Source organism: Tumebacillus lacus, assembly GCF_026410385.1.
Taxonomy (GTDB): Bacteria; Bacillota; Bacilli; order Tumebacillales; family Tumebacillaceae; genus Tumebacillus; species Tumebacillus lacus.
This window is the reverse complement of the sequence record NZ_JAPMLT010000016.1, coordinates 37751-53093: the sequence shown is the minus strand read 5'-3', so window position 1 is coordinate 53093 and position 15343 is coordinate 37751. Positions and strand designations below refer to the sequence as shown.

The 15343-nt window shown below is 58.8% G+C and carries 17 protein-coding genes; 8 read left to right on the top strand and 9 right to left on the bottom strand.

What is annotated here, in order from left to right; all coding sequences use genetic code 11:
- Window positions 1-9 precede the first annotated feature (9 nt).
- Together OS242_RS19715 and OS242_RS19710 are read left to right on the top strand one after the other, a co-directional pair.
- Window positions 10-165, top strand: coding sequence for a hypothetical protein (locus OS242_RS19715; RefSeq protein WP_267153405.1), 156 nt, complete (start codon window positions 10-12; stop codon window positions 163-165).
- The gene (locus OS242_RS19710; protein WP_267153404.1) at window positions 149-451 is read left to right on the top strand and encodes a hypothetical protein; all 303 of its coding nucleotides are present in this window, start codon (window positions 149-151) and stop codon (window positions 449-451) included. Before OS242_RS19715 ends, OS242_RS19710 begins: the two co-directional genes overlap by 17 nt.
- A 76-nt stretch (window positions 452-527) precedes the next feature.
- On the opposite strand, the gene OS242_RS19705 is transcribed toward OS242_RS19710, so the two are convergent.
- The 3 genes from OS242_RS19705 to OS242_RS19695 form a co-directional block, all read right to left on the bottom strand.
- A complete protein-coding gene (locus OS242_RS19705; RefSeq protein WP_267153403.1) occupies window positions 528-2075 on the bottom strand; it encodes a GNAT family N-acetyltransferase in 1548 nt (515 codons plus the stop codon).
- A 93-nt stretch (window positions 2076-2168) separates the two neighbouring features.
- Window positions 2169-3092 (bottom strand): DMT family transporter, encoded by a 924-nt coding sequence (locus tag OS242_RS19700; RefSeq protein ID WP_267153402.1) that lies wholly within the window; start codon window positions 3090-3092, stop codon window positions 2169-2171.
- Between the two features lie 166 nt (window positions 3093-3258).
- Window positions 3259-3507 (bottom strand): hypothetical protein, encoded by a 249-nt coding sequence (locus tag OS242_RS19695; RefSeq protein ID WP_267153401.1) that lies wholly within the window; start codon window positions 3505-3507, stop codon window positions 3259-3261.
- 128 nt (window positions 3508-3635) lie between these two features.
- Here OS242_RS19695 and OS242_RS19690 point away from each other — a divergent pair, with 128 nt between their 5' ends.
- From OS242_RS19690 to OS242_RS19665, 6 genes are read left to right on the top strand one after another with little or no spacing between them, the layout of a single operon-like run.
- Window positions 3636-3899 (top strand): DUF1462 family protein, encoded by a 264-nt coding sequence (locus OS242_RS19690; protein ID WP_267153400.1) that lies wholly within the window; start codon window positions 3636-3638, stop codon window positions 3897-3899.
- Window positions 3899-5065: a class I SAM-dependent methyltransferase gene (locus tag OS242_RS19685; protein ID WP_267153399.1), complete on the top strand. Its 1167-nt coding sequence runs from the start codon at window positions 3899-3901 to the stop codon at window positions 5063-5065. Before OS242_RS19690 ends, OS242_RS19685 begins: the two co-directional genes overlap by 1 nt.
- Window positions 5066-5094: 29 nt before the next feature.
- Window positions 5095-5631, top strand: coding sequence for a 5' nucleotidase, NT5C type (locus tag OS242_RS19680; RefSeq protein ID WP_267153398.1), 537 nt, complete (start codon window positions 5095-5097; stop codon window positions 5629-5631).
- A 4-nt stretch (window positions 5632-5635) separates the two neighbouring features.
- Window positions 5636-6583: an NAD(P)/FAD-dependent oxidoreductase gene (locus OS242_RS19675; RefSeq protein ID WP_267153397.1), complete on the top strand. Its 948-nt coding sequence runs from the start codon at window positions 5636-5638 to the stop codon at window positions 6581-6583.
- Window positions 6580-7077 carry an NUDIX domain-containing protein gene (locus OS242_RS19670; RefSeq protein ID WP_267153396.1) on the top strand — a complete coding sequence of 166 codons (498 nt, stop codon included), beginning with the start codon at window positions 6580-6582 and terminating at the stop codon, window positions 7075-7077. Before OS242_RS19675 ends, OS242_RS19670 begins: the two co-directional genes overlap by 4 nt.
- Before the next feature lie 12 nt (window positions 7078-7089).
- Window positions 7090-8223, top strand: a complete 1134-nt coding sequence (locus tag OS242_RS19665; RefSeq protein WP_267153395.1) for an alanine racemase — start codon at window positions 7090-7092, stop codon at window positions 8221-8223.
- Window positions 8224-8266: 43 nt separating this feature from the next.
- Here the strand turns inward: OS242_RS19665 and OS242_RS19660 are convergent, their stop codons facing one another.
- From OS242_RS19660 to OS242_RS19635, 6 genes are all read right to left on the bottom strand, one after another.
- A complete protein-coding gene (locus OS242_RS19660) occupies window positions 8267-8809 on the bottom strand; it encodes a GerMN domain-containing protein (RefSeq protein WP_267153394.1) in 543 nt (180 codons plus the stop codon).
- 73 nt (window positions 8810-8882) lie between these two features.
- On the bottom strand, window positions 8883-10109 hold the full coding sequence (locus tag OS242_RS19655; RefSeq protein ID WP_267153393.1) for a DUF1501 domain-containing protein: 1227 nt from the start codon (window positions 10107-10109) through the stop codon (window positions 8883-8885).
- A 15-nt stretch (window positions 10110-10124) separates the two neighbouring features.
- Entirely contained in the window at window positions 10125-11408 is a 1284-nt protein-coding gene (locus OS242_RS19650) for a DUF1800 domain-containing protein (protein ID WP_267153392.1), read from the bottom strand.
- 233 nt (window positions 11409-11641) lie between these two features.
- The gene (locus OS242_RS19645; protein ID WP_267153391.1) at window positions 11642-12511 is read right to left on the bottom strand and encodes a 2-oxoacid:ferredoxin oxidoreductase subunit beta; all 870 of its coding nucleotides are present in this window, start codon (window positions 12509-12511) and stop codon (window positions 11642-11644) included.
- A 2-nt stretch (window positions 12512-12513) separates the two neighbouring features.
- Window positions 12514-14244 carry a 2-oxoacid:acceptor oxidoreductase subunit alpha gene (locus OS242_RS19640; protein WP_267153390.1) on the bottom strand — a complete coding sequence of 577 codons (1731 nt, stop codon included), beginning with the start codon at window positions 14242-14244 and terminating at the stop codon, window positions 12514-12516.
- Between the two features lie 64 nt (window positions 14245-14308).
- On the bottom strand, window positions 14309-15271 hold the full coding sequence (locus OS242_RS19635) for a GntR family transcriptional regulator (RefSeq protein WP_267153389.1): 963 nt from the start codon (window positions 15269-15271) through the stop codon (window positions 14309-14311).
- Between the last annotated feature and the right edge of the window lie 72 nt (window positions 15272-15343).

Genomic DNA, 15343 nt, shown 5'->3' with positions numbered 1-15343 from the left:
GGTGCCCGGATGAGAGAAGATAAGGACGCGATTCGAAGTGCTTTGCAGGCGGAGTTTGAAGGGGCATCCGACGACTCCCTCGGGTTTAAGCAAGCACGGGAAAGACGCGAGAGAGAACGAGAAGAGCTGAGAAGGGAGCGTGGCGAGAATGACCGACAACAATAACGCGATCCAACAAGGTCTGAACGCAGCGCAAAACGCCGCCCAAGAAGAGGGCATGGCGGGCAAAGTCGAGGAGTTGGCGAACCGTCTGGATGTAGGAGTGGCCGGCGCAGCAGGCGCGACAAACGCCGCAGGTGGCATCGGCGGACAAGCGAGTGCAGAGCGCAGCGCATACGGCACGGCTGAGATCGGCGGCGCAGCGAACGTCGCAGGCGCGGCAGACGCAGGGGCACCGGCCGCCATGCAAGACGGCGTCCGCTACGACTACGATGACTCGTCGAACGTCTAAAGACAACAGGCGCAGCAAGAATGCCGTCTCGATGAAAAAAGACCGTCCCTCGGGACGGTCTTTTCGTATTCGGCTCTTACCGTTCGCGTTCCCGCCATCTGACTTCGAAAAGGTCGGTGCGGCGGTCGCGCAGTTGGGTGACGGAGCCGCCTTTGCGCTGACGACGCAGGATCTCGAGGTCGACGTCGCCAACGGTGACCATCTCGATATTGGCGTCCGCTTCCGAGACGATGCCTTCGCGGGGGAAGGCGTAGTCGGACGGAGCGAAGATCGCCGACTGGGCGTACTGAATGTCCATGTTGACTACGTGCGGCAGGTTGCCGACGGTGCCGGAGATGACGGTGTAGACCTGATTTTCAATCGCCCGTGCATGTGCGCAGGTGCGCACGCGCACGTATCCCTGTCGGTCCTCGGTGCAGAACGGGGTGAAGATGATGTTCGCCCCTCGCTGCGTCACGATGCGGGCGAGTTCCGGGAACTCGATGTCGTAGCAGATCAGGATCGCCACTTTGCCGCAGTCGGTGTCAAACACCTGCAGTTCGTCTCCTTGGTGGATGCCCCACCATTTGCGTTCGTTCGGGGTGATGTGCAGTTTGTATTGCTTGCCGATGGTGCCGTCCCGGCGGAACAGATAGGCGATGTTGTAGATGCTCCCGTCCTCCTCGACGAAGTGCGAGCCGCCGATGATGTTGACGTTGTAGGAGACGGCGAGGTCTTGGAAGAGGCGTATGTACTCCTCGGTATACTCGGTCAGCATCCGCACCGACTGGCTCGGTGTCTTTTCTTTGAGGAAGGAGAGCAACTGCATCGTAAAGATCTCCGGGAACACGGCAAAGTCGGAGCCGTAGTTGGCCGCCACGTCGACGTAGTACTCGACCTGCGTGGCAAAGTCCTCCCAGTCCTCGATCTCGTTCATGCCGTACTGGACGGAGCAGATCCGCACCGGGAACGACGTTTTGAACTGCCGCTTGCTCTGCGGGCGGTAGTCGACGTTGTTCCATTCCATCAAGGTGGCGTATTTGAGCGACGCTTTGTCGTCTTTGAGATAGTCGACGTTGATTCGCTTGACGACAAATCCGTTCATCAGTTGGAAGGTGAGCACCGGGTCGTAGAGGTTGTGGTCGATGACTTGCTCGGTGTACTCGCGCGGCGACATCTCATGGGCGTATTTGTGATAGTTCGGAATGCGGCCGCCGATGATGATGCTTTTGAGATTGAGCCGCTGCGCCAGTTGTTTGCGCGCTTCATAGAGGCGGCGGCCGATCTTCATGCCGCGGTATTCGGGGTGGACCATAATCTCCATGCCGTACAGGTGAAATCCGTCCGGGTCGTGGTTGGTGATGTAGCCTTTATCGGTGATCTCATCCCACGTGTGCTGCTCGCCGTATTCATTGAAGTCGACGATCAACGAGGAGGAGGAGCCGATGATCTCGCCGTCATACTCGACGCAGATCTGGCCTTCCGGGAAATGCTGCAGGTGGCTGCGCAGTTGTCCGATCGTCCACGGGTCCATGTTGGGAAAGCAGAGCTTTTGCAAGGCGATGATCTCTTCAAAGTCGGTTGGTTCGATGTTGCGGATGATCAATTTTTTCTCGAATTTGGATAAATCCAGATTCTCTGACATTCTGTTCATCCTTTCGGAGCTTTTTACAGGGTTCGCATACAGTGTACGATTTGAGTCGGTCGTATATCCTAGTCTGTGAAACAAAAGCCCCCGTCATGAGACGGAGGCCTTGTGTTCGGCGGGACTTTTGTCCTTTTTTTTGTACAGTTGCCAGAGCGAGCGGAACAGGGTGATGTTCATCACGACCACGCCGCCGATGACGAGCAGCGCGCCGGTCACGCCGAGCACGGTCAACTGCTCGTTCAAAACGAGCGCACCGGCCAGCATCGCGATGATCGGCGAGACGTACGTCCAGGTGCTGGGGAACAGCGGATTGGTGACTTTGAGCAGCCAGTAGTAGATGCCCGATGCCAGCACGGAGGCGACGACGGTGAGGTAGAGCAGGCTGAGAGTGCCGGTGGTCGTCCACGCGGTGGCGGACGGCCGTTCCAGCGTCAGAGCGGCGAGGCCGAGCACGAGCGAGGCAAAGAGCATCTGCAGGCCGTTGAAGATCTGCGGCGAGATGCCGGTGGCGAGGAACCGCTTGGAGCGGATGACTCCGTAGGCGAAGGCGATCTCGGAGACGATGATCGACCCTTTGGCGAGGTCGTTGACCCACGTGCCGTCCGATACACCGATGTCCGGGAAGACGATCAGATAGACGCCGCCAAGGGCAATCAGCACGCCGAGCCACTGTCCGCGGTCGATTCGGCTCATCAGGCCGATGAAGATCGGCGCCGTGGCGACGAGCAAGGCGGCCGTGCCGGAGGAGACGTGCTGCTCCGCCCAAAACAGCGCGGCAAACGGAATCGACGTCTGCAGAATGCCGAGCAGCGTGATCTCCAAATAGTCGCTCGCCTTTTTCGGCCACGACAGTTTTTTTACAAAGGTGAGGAAGGAGAGCACGAGCAAAGCTGCGACCAAAAAGCGCAACGTCGCCATCGTGAACGGTGGCAGCCCCTCGTTGAGCCCGACCTTGATCGCGAGGAAGGTCGTGCCGAAGATCAGACACATGAGCAGGTATGCAGGCACCATCATCGGGTTTTCACCGCCTTTTTGTCGGGTATGTATGTACTGATTATACTGCTCGACACAGGATGCATGTCAAAGGGTAATTTACAGGTGGTCGATTTTATTTGAATAAAGAGCTCCTCCGAGCAATAAAAAACTCACCGGTGTGCGTGTGCGTCCGGTGAGTTTTTTCCTACTCGCGCTCGATCTTGTCCATCACGGTGGACAGAGCCATCGCGCGGGAGGTGGTGATGTTGCTGCCGTAGATGATCAGGCGTTCGTCGTCTTTGGGGATGCCGATGGCGTAAAATTCGCCTTTGAGGTTTTCGTAGACCTCGATGGAGTAGTCGCCTTTGGCGTTTTGGTATTCGTATGTTTCTTTCCGGAGCAGGGTGCCGCCTTCCGGGACTTCCGACTCGTGCCATTCTTTCGGCATTTGCATAACGGGGGGTCACTTCCTTTCCCCTTTATTTTACCTTACAATAATGGAAAAGAGGAGGCGGGAGAGTGGACGAGGTGTTGATTTTGCATGTGTTTGGCACCGAGGAACCGTGCGGGTGAGGCGGTTCGTTGCCATCTCCGGCGGAGGTGTATGAGACGCTCCAAAGCGCGGTCAGGAAGCGCTTTGGCGAGCGGGTGCAGGTCGTGTACGTCAATGTGGACGAAGCGGTGCCGCCCGAGGTGGAAGCGATGGCGAGCCGCTTGTTTCTCGAGAACAGTTGGTTGCCGGTGGTGGCGATCGGAGACGAGATCGTGTGCGAAGGCGTGCTGAAACTCGGCGATGTGAAGCGGGCTTTGGCGCGGTATGGTGTGAAAGAGGAGGCGGAAGCGTGATGGACGAAGGGATGCGGATCGTGGCCGACGCGTTGGCCGCGCGCATGGAGGACACCGGGCGGCTGACGTTTGCGGAGTTTATGCAGACGGCGTTGTATCACCCGGATGCGGGGTATTACAACCGGCCGACGATGACGATTGGCGATGGCGGGGACTTTTTTACGTCGCCGATGGTGCATCCGATCTTTGGTGCCTGCGTGGCGCGGCAGATCCATCAGTTTTGGCGGTTGCTCGGCAGCCCGGAGCCGTTTACCGTCTTGGAGATGGGGGCCGGGGTCGGGACGTTGGCTGCGGATCTCTTGAAAACGTCGCAGCAGGACCCGCAGTATTATGAGGCGCTCCGCTATGTGATCGTGGAGCAGGGTCCCCGGTTGCGAAAGAAGCAGTTTGCTCATGCCCGCGAGCAAGGGGTGGATCAAAAGATCGGATGGGTGGATTCGCTGGAGGAAGTGCAAGCTCACCCGAAGTTGGGATCGTTCGTCGGTGTGATCGTGACGAACGAACTGTTTGACGCGTTGCCGGTGCATCGCTTGCAGCGGACGGAAGACGGGTACGGTGAGTTTTACATAGAAGAAGACGGCGAGGGCGGCTACCGGGAAGTGCTCGGGGAGCTGTCCGACCCGGCGCTGCTCGATCTGCTCGATGAAGAGACGAAGGGACATCTCGATCCGGGTGACCGGTTTGAGGTCTGTCCGGCGGCCGGCGAGGTGATCGAAAGCATGGGGCGACTGCTCGAACGCGGCTTTGTGCTGACTGTCGATTACGGCGACACCGCGCCGGACATGCATCTGCGGCATGTGAGAGGAGACGGGGTGCGGGCGTTTTATCGGCAGGCACCCGCCGCTGTGCTGGAGCAGGTCGGAGCGCAGGATCTGACAGCCGATGTGGACTTTTCGCTGTTGATGCGGCGGGGGGAGCAGGCGGGTCTTGCAACGGTCGGCTACACCACACAGATGCATCTGCTCGGCGGCAACGGTCTGTTGCATAAGGTGCAGGAGTTGCAGCAGAGATGGTTTGACCTGAACGCGGATGCACAGATGCAGAAGATGCTCGGTCTGTTTCTGCCGCATGGGCTCGGCGATCTGTTCAAAGTGTTGATCCAAGGCAAGGGGATCGACCCGGAGGCGGTGCGCGGGCGGATCTCGACGCTGACGTTTGAGCCTTGATTTTTTGCAGAAGAGAGGAAGCTGGAGTTTTGAAGACGCTGTTGATCGACATGGATTCGGTGATCTGCGACCTGATGACAGAGTGGCATCGCCGGTACAACGAAGACTACGGAGACGATCTGTCGGTGGAGCGGATCACCTGTTGGCAGACGGAGCGGTATGTGAAGCCGGAGTGCGGCGAGAAGGTGTATGACTATCTTGACCAGCCGGGACTGTTTCGTCATCTGAAAGCGTTGCCGGACGCCATTGAGGTGCTGGAGCGGCTGAGTCGGCGCTATGACATCTTGCTCGTGACGAGCTCCCGGACGCACGCCTACACGGAGAAGGAGCAGTGGGTGGAAGAGCATCTGCCGTTTATCGGGCGGCACAATCTGATCTTCGCTCACCGCAAAGACATGATCTGCGGCGATCTGCTGTTCGACGATGCGCCGCACAATCTGGAGGCGTTTCGGGCGACGGGACGGATCGCGGTGGCGATGGACTATCCGTACAATCGCGAAGTCGACGTGCCGCGGGTCGGTTCGTGGCAGGAGTTTGAGCAGTTTGTGGCGGCGAGAGGAGAGTGAGGAGATGAGCGGGCACAGAGAGACGGATATCGCGATCATCGGCGGCGGACCGGCCGGGCTCTCGGCGGCGATCTGGTGCAAGCGGCTCGGACTGGAACATCTGCTCTTGGAGGCCGGGACGGAACTGGGCGGGCAGTTGTTTGCGATTCACAACCCGGTGATCGACTATCCGGGCCTGCAGGCGGCGAACGGGGTCGAGGTGCAGGCGGCGTTTGCCCGCCATGCGGAGGAACTCGGCTGCCTGTACCGGGTGCGGGCGGAGGTGGTCGGCGTCGATGCCAAGCGGCTGGTGCTGACGATCCGCGAAGACGGTGCAGAGCGCGAAGTGCGCTGCCGGGGATTGATCGCTGCCACCGGGGCATCGGAGCGGCGGCTGCGCGTGCCGGGCGAGCGCGAGATGATCGACCGGGGCGAAGTGTATTCGGCGTCCCGGGATCGCGGGCGATTTGCCGGCAAAAAAGTGGCGGTCGTCGGCGGCGGGGATCGGGCGTTTGAAGGCGCGCTGTTGCTGGCGGAACGGGGCGCGCACGTGGTGTTGATCCACCGCAGCGACCGCTACCGGGCCCGGGAGGAACTGCGCGAGCCGGTGCTCGTGCATCCGCAGATCGAGGTGCTGCCTTTTGCGACGGTGACGGAGATCGTCGGAGATGAACGCGTGGAAGCGGTGGTCGTGGATCAGCGGGGGGAACGGCGACGGCTCGAGGCGGAGGCATTATTTGTCCGCATCGGGGTGGAGCCGAACTCGCTGTTGTTTCGCGGGCAGGTCGGCACGGATGAAGACGGCTATCTGTTGACAGACGCGGTCGGAGCAACCGATGTGTCCGGCGTGTTTGCGGTCGGCGATGTCTGTACGCGGCCGCTGTATACGAGCATCGCGTCGGCGGTCGGGCAGGGGATGACCGCTGCCAAGCACCTGTCGTTGTATCTGGCGCAGAAGGGGGAAGAGCTGTGAGTCATCGCTTTGCCGGGTCCTATCCGGATCAGCAGGTGTGCTTGACGTTTGAGGAGCGCGAGTTTCGCGACGCGGGGTATGTGCTGGTCTTTGCGTTTTGGCAGGGGCGGTTGTTGTTCACCCGGCACAAGACGCGGGGCTGGGAGATCCCCGGCGGCACGCGGGAGCCGGGCGAGTTTCCGGTGCAGACGGCGATTCGCGAGGTGTATGAGGAGACGGGCGGCGAAGTGCAGGCGCTGGAGCCGATCGGGCAGTATGTGATCGAGACGCCGGGGAGCGAGCCGCTGGTGAAGACGATCTATGTGGCGCGGCTTGCGGCGATGCACCCGCTCCCGGACGGATATGAGACGGAGGCGGTGCAACTGCTCCGGCCGGAGGACGTGCCGACACCGGAGAGGGCGAGGAACGGAAGCGAGTTTTCGCCGATCCTCAAGGACGAAGTGTACCGACTGGCGTGGGATGCGGTGCGCGGGCATCGATTCGCGCAGAGCTGAGGAGGCGAAGGCATGATCCTTTGGCAGAAGTTGTTGCAGGCAGAGGCAGAGGACCTGGACACGCCGCTCGTCGCGGTGCATCGCGGCGTGCTGCGGGAAAACATCGACGCGATGGCGGCGTTTGCCCGCGTGCATGGTGTGCGGCTGCGTCCGCACCTTAAAACGCACAAGACGGCAGAGATCGCGCAGATGCAGATCGACGCGGGTGCTGTCGGCCTGACCTGTGCAAAACTCGGCGAGGCCGAAGCGTTTTTGGCAGCCGGATTTCGAGACATCCTGATCGCCTACCCGTTGGTGGGCGCACGCAAGATCGGACGGCTGTTTGCGTTGTTGGCCGCGTATCCGGACGCACATCTGGCGACGCTGACAGACAGCGCGGAGCACGCGGCCGAATGCTCGGCAGCGGCTGTCAGGCATGGTGTGACGTTGCCGCTGTGGATCAAGGTGGACTCCGGGCTCGGTCGCGTCGGGGTGGCACCAGGCCGGGCTGCAGCGGAGTTGACACGGCAGGTGGCGGCGATGCCGGGGCTGCGCGTGCGCGGGCTGATGACGCATGCCGGGCATGCGTACGGCGCGGCAGATGAGCGTGCGGTGCGGGAGATCGGCGAGTGGGAGGCCGAGTGTCTGCTGGCGACGAAGGAGCAGATGGGGGCGGCGGGCGACGGGGAGATCAGCGTCGGTTCCACGCCGACCGTCCGCGTGTCCGGTCAAGTGCCCGGCGTGACGGAGATCCGGCCGGGCAACTATGTGTTTTGCGATGCGACGCAGGTCCGGCTGGGAGCGGCAACGCCGGAGCAGTGCGCCTTGCGCGTGTTGGCCCGCGTCGTGTCAAGGCCCGCTCCCGGTCGGCTGGTGATCGATGCGGGTGCCAAAACGCTGGCTCTTGACCGAGGCGCCCATGGGAGCGATGCGCTGGCGGGCTACGGCGTGGTCGTCCAGCATGCCGATGCGGTGATCGAACGGCTCAGCGAAGAGCATGGCGTGATGCGTGTCGCGGCAGACAGCCCGCTTCGGGTCGGCGATATCGTCGAGATCATCCCCAATCACAGTTGCCCGGTGGCCAATCTCACCGATGAGCTGTATGTGCTGGATGCGTCGGGGTATGTCACGACATGGCCGGTCATCGCCCGTGGCAAGACGAAGTAACAAAAAAGGAGTTGCCGTCGATGAGACGGCAACTCCTTTTTTGTTACTTATAGTCGGTGCGGTTGAAACCATCGGCGATGCTCAGCGAAGTCAGCGCTTTCTCCGCTTTGCCTTCGATGGTGTATTGGATCTTGTTGACCTTGGGCAGGTTGGCGAACATCGTGCGGTTGACCGCTTCGACGAACAGCGTCTCCGTCGCAGCGCCTTGCAGATTGGTGACGGCGCTGTTGAAGTCGATCTTCAGCTCGCCGCCTTCGACGACCGCTCCTTTCACCAAGACCGGTTCTGGAACCGCCCCTTTTTTCTTCAGCAGGTCAAACAGCGCCTGCGCTTTCTTCGCGTCGAGGGGCTCCTCGGCGATTTTTGTCTTTTCCTCCGTCACACCGGTCGCGTCGGCGTTCGGGATGTAAAGTTTCACTTCGATTTGCACAGCCCGGACCTCTTGTTTCGGCTGCGAGCCTTGGCTCGGAGCGGGAGTGGTACCGTTTGATACACCTTCGCCCGTTTCTTTCGTGTTGGTGCCGCAACCGACCGACAGCAAGGTCACGCCGGTGAGCAGGACTGCGAGCATCGTCATTTTTTTCATGATGGATCACCTCTTACCCAGTACGACGCGCCGGATTGAGGTAAGGTTTCAAGTGAGGAATATTAGAATATCCTTATAATAAATACGGTACATTTTCAAACGTGCCGCCCAATACGTCAAACGACGGCATCCCAAGCCAGCGGTCGAGCAAGGTGGCGTACACGGAGCGGAAATCGACCGTGTATTTCAGATCGCCGTAGATGTCGAGGTTGGTCAAACTCGGCATCTGACCGTAGAGGCCGCCTTGCACGGAGTTGCCGAGGATCAGCACGGGTGCTGCGGTACCGTGGTCGGTGCCGGAGGAAGCGTTTTCTTTGGGGCGGCGACCAAACTCCGAATAGATCAACACCGTGACACGGTCGGCGATGCCGCGCTGGGTGAGATCGTTCCAGAAGGCGGTGAGCGAACTGTCCACATCGGTGAGCACTTTGGCGTGGTTGCCTTTTTCATAGGTGTGGTCGTCAAAGTTGCCCGCCTCGGTGAAAAAGGTGCGCGTGCCTGTGCCCGCCCCGATCAACGCGGCGATCAGCGAGAGTTGCTTGCCGATGGGAGACGTCGGGTAGCCGGTGACGGTGCTCGGGACGTTCGATTGGATCACTTTCGACGATTGAACGGCCGTGTTTCCTTTCATCCGCACGGTCGAGAGGGAGCCCGGTTCGGTGGTGCCGGTCGGCAGGTACATGTTTTCAAACGCGACACGGCGGCGGTCCATCTCGCTCTGCACGTTGGCCCGCAGCAGCAGTTGATAGGTGGCGACGTCTTGAAGTTGCGGGACGTCGGTGCGTTTTGAATAGTAGATCTTGGAGGAGGAGCCGATCGACATCCCCGACAGCGGGTGTCGCTCACTGTCGGGCAACAGATCATGGTAGCGACCCAGCCAGCCGGTGGTCATGTCGATCCGGTCGGGGACCGCCGATTGCCAGATGTCTTGCGAGCGGAAATGCGAGCGGTCCGGATTGGCATAGCCGACTCCGTTGATGATCGCCAGTTTGTTTTGATCCCACAGCGACTTGAGCCCGATCAGGCTGGGATGCAGGCCGAACTGGTTGTCCAACGCCAGCACGTCGCCAGGTTGCAAGGCCAACGACGGCCGGTTGTCATAGTACGCGCCGACCGTATACGGGACGACCGTGTTCAGCCCGTCATTGCCGCCTGACAGCTGCAGGACGACCAGCACGTTGTCGGAAGAGGCGGCTTGCGCTTTCTTCTCCCATTCGAGCAGTCCGAGCGGCCCGGAAAGCGCGACAAGGAGCAGAGAGAGCGAGCCGGTTTTGATAAATTCACGCCTTGTCATGTGCATGTGGAGTGCGCTCCTTTACTTGGTTTGCGCTTCTGGGCAGATCAAGAGCAGATGCAGAGTGCCGCGAATGACTTGTTCAGGCGGAGTGGAGGCATCCTGTGCGGCCAGATAGTCGGAGATCTGTTTGCTCGTCGTGCTCGACAGATCGGTGAGCCCGAGTCGCTCCATCATCGGCTGCACGGCGGCCGACGGGAGGGTCAACGTGAGCTGCGGCAGATCGGTCGAGGTAAGGGTGCGCACGAACGATTCCGCATAGTTGTAGCGAGCAAACATCAATCCGGAATTTAACCAAGCGGGTCCATCTGCCCAGCCGGCGACATGCGGCGGGTCAAACGGGAGTTGTCCCATCGAGATCATCGTGTCGATCACGCCGTTCTCGGACGGCCACGGCGCGTTTGGGAACGTGCTGTGCAGCCAGAGAAAATACTCGGCCGGGCTTTTGATCAACACCCGGTAGGCGCGGTCTGCGTAAAACTCTTCATGGACAAACATCGCCCGCAACAGCGTTTTCACATCATAGTCGCTGCTGGCAAATGTCGAGGCAAGCGATTGGATCACACTGGCTGGCGGGTTCTTGTAGGCGAAATATTCCCATAACTTAGTGGTGATAAAAGGGGCGCAGGCAGGTTGCCGCACGATCAAGTTGACCGTGTCGAACATGTTGAACGAAGCCGTTTGACCGAAGATCGTGCGCTGACCGCCGTCATAGGTGGCCAGGTTGTGCACGGCGGTCAGAGTGGTCGTGTCGATCGACCAGCCGGTAAACGCGCGTGCGACTTCTTTGACATCTTTTTCGGTGTAGTTGCCAAGGCCCAGCGTGAACAGTTCCATAAATTCTCGTGCGTAGTTTTCGTTCGGGCTGAGTTTGTAGTTGTAGTTGTTATCGAGCCAGACCATCATGGCCGGGTCGAGAGAGATGTCGAAAGCGAGGGTACGAAACTTGCCCATCGCATGTTTGCGAAAAAGCGTGTTTTGTTTTTGCATGTATTCGGGGATGTAGACTTTGTGGACGGCCGATGTCAGATGGCCGTGCCAGAACAAGACCATTTTTTCCTGAATCGGCTTGCTCACGGTCGCCATAAACTTCAGCCACCACTTGGGCAGAGCCCGACGTCTGACATTGTAATACTGGTCCTCGTTTTCGATAACGGGCGGCGTCGGCGTCACAACTGCGGCGTTCAGCAGTGAATCGACGATTTGCGGGATCGTGCTCGGCAGCAGAGCGTCCACCTGAGCTTTGCTGGCCGTAAACCCCGTACGGCGCAACAGGTGGGCGACTCGATCTTTGTGAAGTAACATTGGGAACCCCTCCAAAGATGGTTAACTAAACCTAATCATATCATTGAATATAATTTTTGTGCAGGGAAAGAGAGGGAAAATATATACAAGCCTAAAAGAAAAAACCCCTGCCAGAAACAGCAGGGGCTTGAAGAGATGCAAATGCTCATTGAAACATAGCTCGCAATCGCGATTGAAGAGCGATTTACGAATATGCTTTGAAACATAGCTCGCAATCGCGGTTGAAACGGGACTTACGCGTATGCTTTGATGAGCTTCGCGAAGTCTTCTTCGGAGAGGGCCAGGTCTTGGTTGACGATCGGCTCTTCTTTGTAACCCGGGATCAGGTCTTCGTACGCCTTGATCTCGTTGTTTTGGTAGATGACACCGGTGACGAGACCTTGGTGAGCCATGACGGTCGACATCGCCTGGATGCGGTTGGAGGTGTCGTACCCTTCAATCGTGTCGAGGTTGGTGATGTTTTCTTTGTACCAGTCATAGGTGTTCACTTTGTTGTACGTGACGCACGGGGAGTAGACGTTGACCAGCGAGAAACCTTTGTGGTTGATCGCAGCTTTGATCACGTCGACCAGTTGCTTGATGTCGGAAGAGAAGCCTTGCGCCACGAAGCCGATGCCGGCAGCCAGAGCGACTTGCGCCGGGGTCAGAGCGTTCTCGATGTTGCCTTCCGGAGTGGACTTCGGGTTTTTGAAACCGTGCGCCGAGGTCGGCGAGGTTTGACCCTTGGTCAGACCGTAGATGTTGTTGTCCATCACGATGTAGGTGATGTCCATGTTGCGGCGAGCCGCATGCATGAAGTGGTGCAGCCCGATGCCGAAGCCGTCGCCGTCGCCGCCGGAAGCGATGACAGTCAGGTCGCGGTTTGCCAGCTTAACGCCTTGAGCGACCGGCAGGGAACGGCCGTGGATGGTGTGGAAGCCGTACGAGTTGATGTAGCCGGAGATACGGCCGGAGCAGCCGATACCGGAGATGACAGCAGTTTCTTCCGGTTCTTTGCCGGTTTCTGCCAGTGCGCGTTGGATCGCTGCTTGGACGGAGAAGTCACCGCAGCCCGGGCACCAGTTCGGACGGACATTGTTACGGAAATCTTTTACGGTTGCCACGTTTAGAACAGCTCCTTCGCGAAGGTGTGGATTTCAGACGGGATATACGGGTTCCCGTCGTATTTCACTTGAGAAATGAACTCGCCTTTGATGCCGTTGAAGCGCATGATGTTCTTCAGCTGGCCGGTTGCGTTGTTCTCGACGACGAGAACCTTTTTCGCGCGGTCTACGAAAGATTGAACCGATTTAATCGGGAACGGGCTCAGTGCCTTGATGTGCAGGTGGCCGACTTTCTTGCCTTCTGCATGCAGGCGTTCCAGCGCTTCGTCGATCAGGCCGGAGGTGGAACCGACGCCGACGATCAGCAGTTCGTAGTCCTCATCACCGGAGAAGGAGAAGGAGTTCGGGAGTTCGACGCCTTCGAGCTTGCCAAGGCGCTTATCCATCATCTTGTTGCGGATGCCGGTGTCCTCGGTCGGACGGCCGACTTCGGTGTGCTCAACGCCGGTGACATGGTGGATGCCGCCTTTGACGCCCGGGAAGACGCGCGGCGAGATGCCGTCTTCGGTGAACTGATAACGCTTGAACAGTTCGCCTTCCGGAGTTGCTGCCGCTTGCTCTGCGGTCGCCACGTTGCCGCGGTCGATCGAGATGCGGGAGTAGTCGAACGGCTCGACAGTTTGGTCGGCCATCGACAGCGCGAGGTCGGTCAGGATGATGGTCGGAACTTGGTATTTGTCCGCGTGGTTGAACGCTTCGACGGTCATGTAGAAGCACTCTTCGGCAGTAGCCGGAGCGACGACGATCTTCGGGATCTCACCGTGGGTGCCCCACAGCGCCGCATACATGTCCGATTGTTCGTGCTTGGTCGGCATGCCGGTCGACGGACCGCCACGCTGGGTGTCGAAGATGACGATCGGGGTCTCGGTGATGCCGGAGAGACCGATCGCTTCCATCATCAGGGACAGGCCCGGGCCGGAGGTCGAGGTGCAGACGCGCGCGCCGCCGAACGATGCGCCGATCGACATGGTAGCCGCAGCGATCTCGTCCTCGGTTTGCAGCACGTGGCCGCCGAACTTCGGCAGGTACTTGATCAGGTATTCCATGATGTCGGAAGCCGGGGTGATCGGGTACGCCGGCATGACGCGGGTGCCCGCAGCGAGTGCGCCCATGCCGCATGCATCGTTACCGGTCAGGTACAGGCGTTCTTTGCCGTCGCCCGGTGCCAGTGCCAGATCGGAGAGATCCAGACCTTGGTCTTTGATGTATTGTGCGCCCGCTTTCAGGGCGTTCATGTTGTTTTGGACGACCTGTTCGCCTTTGCGCAGGAAGCGGTCGTTCAGGACGGACAGGAAGGTTTCCGGCGTCAGGCCGAGAACTTCTGCGGTCGCGCCGACAGCGACCATGTTGCGCATGATCGCGGAGCCGTTTTCTTCTGCGATTTTGCTGAGCGGCACGGAGAAGAAGCGGATCTTTTGGCCTTCCGGTGCCACCGGGTTGAACTTGGAGTCAGCGATCAGGACGCCGTTCTCACGGAGTTCATGAGCGTTGAAGTCGATGGTTTCCTGGTCGAAAGCGATCAGGATGTCGAGGTAGTCTGCGTTCGCCAAGCGTTCCTTGGTCGCGATGCGAATCTTGTAGTTGGTGTGACCGCCCTTGATACGGGACGAGAAATGACGGTACCCGTAGATGAAGTACCCGTGGCGGTTCAGGCTGGTAGCCAGGATCGTACCGGTCGAATCGATACCTTCACCTTGTTGGCCGCCAACTTTCCAGGAAAGTTGCTCTAACATCTGATATTCCACTCCTCATGACACATAAGTGATGACTCTACAAACGAATGCGCTGTCAAAATCACTATTGGCGTCGTATATCGATCAAAGCGGCGCGCAGCAAATTTATCGATGCAACATCCGGCTTGTAAACAAACTCGATGATCTCCTGACGGCGGTTTGTGAAACTTTCCACTTCACGACGACGGCCCGGCGAGACGATGATCACATCCAGTTGGGGGATCACCTCGGCCAGGTCAATTTCTGACTTGAGCGTAAAAGTTTTGATGTCGATGCCGTCAAGACCAGCGTTTTTGAGCGCCAGTAATACTTTGCCCGCAAAATTGTCTGATTTACACACCAAGCCGATTTTTCTGCCTGCCGGAACGCGCGCGATGCGCACGATCGTCTCAAGCTGCGGGTCCAGAGCGATGGCGAGGACGTTTTTTCGAACGCCAAGCAGCTCCTTAACTTCATCATAATGAAAGAATGTCGTAATGACAAGGTCAGCGGCGATCACCAGCGGCATCATTTCCTCGCGATTTTGCTTGAAGTCCTCCAAAACCAGCGGTGTGATGGAAAGGCCGGCGTCGAATTGCAAGCGCTTGGCAAAATAATCGACCTGCTCGCGGTTGCATTCTATGAACAAGACGCGCACTTGGCTCAGGAAATCCAACTTCTCCTGCGCCCGAATGGACGTCAGCTCCACGAACTCTTCCAGCGAGAAGCCCAGTTGCAAGCCTTCTTCCATCGCGACGTCGATGATCTTGAGCAACAAGTCTTTGCGATTTTCGATCCGTACGGCATCATCACGGTCGCAGACGAACGTGCCGCGCCCTTGCACAGAAGAGAGGACGCCTTCCGCCTCCAACTCCTGATATGCTTGGGAGACCGTATTGCGACTGACTTTCAGTTTTTCCGACAGTTCGCGTTCGGTCGGCAGTTTGTCGCCCGCTTTCCAAACTCCACCCTTGATCTCGGCCAGAACAGCTTCCTTCACCTGTATGTAGAGAGGAATCCCGTTTTTCCGCACGATCGGAAAAGGCATGTGCTCACCTCGATTGGACTAATCCATTAGTCAAAGTATGCCCCCATTATACACCCTCACACAATTTACGAA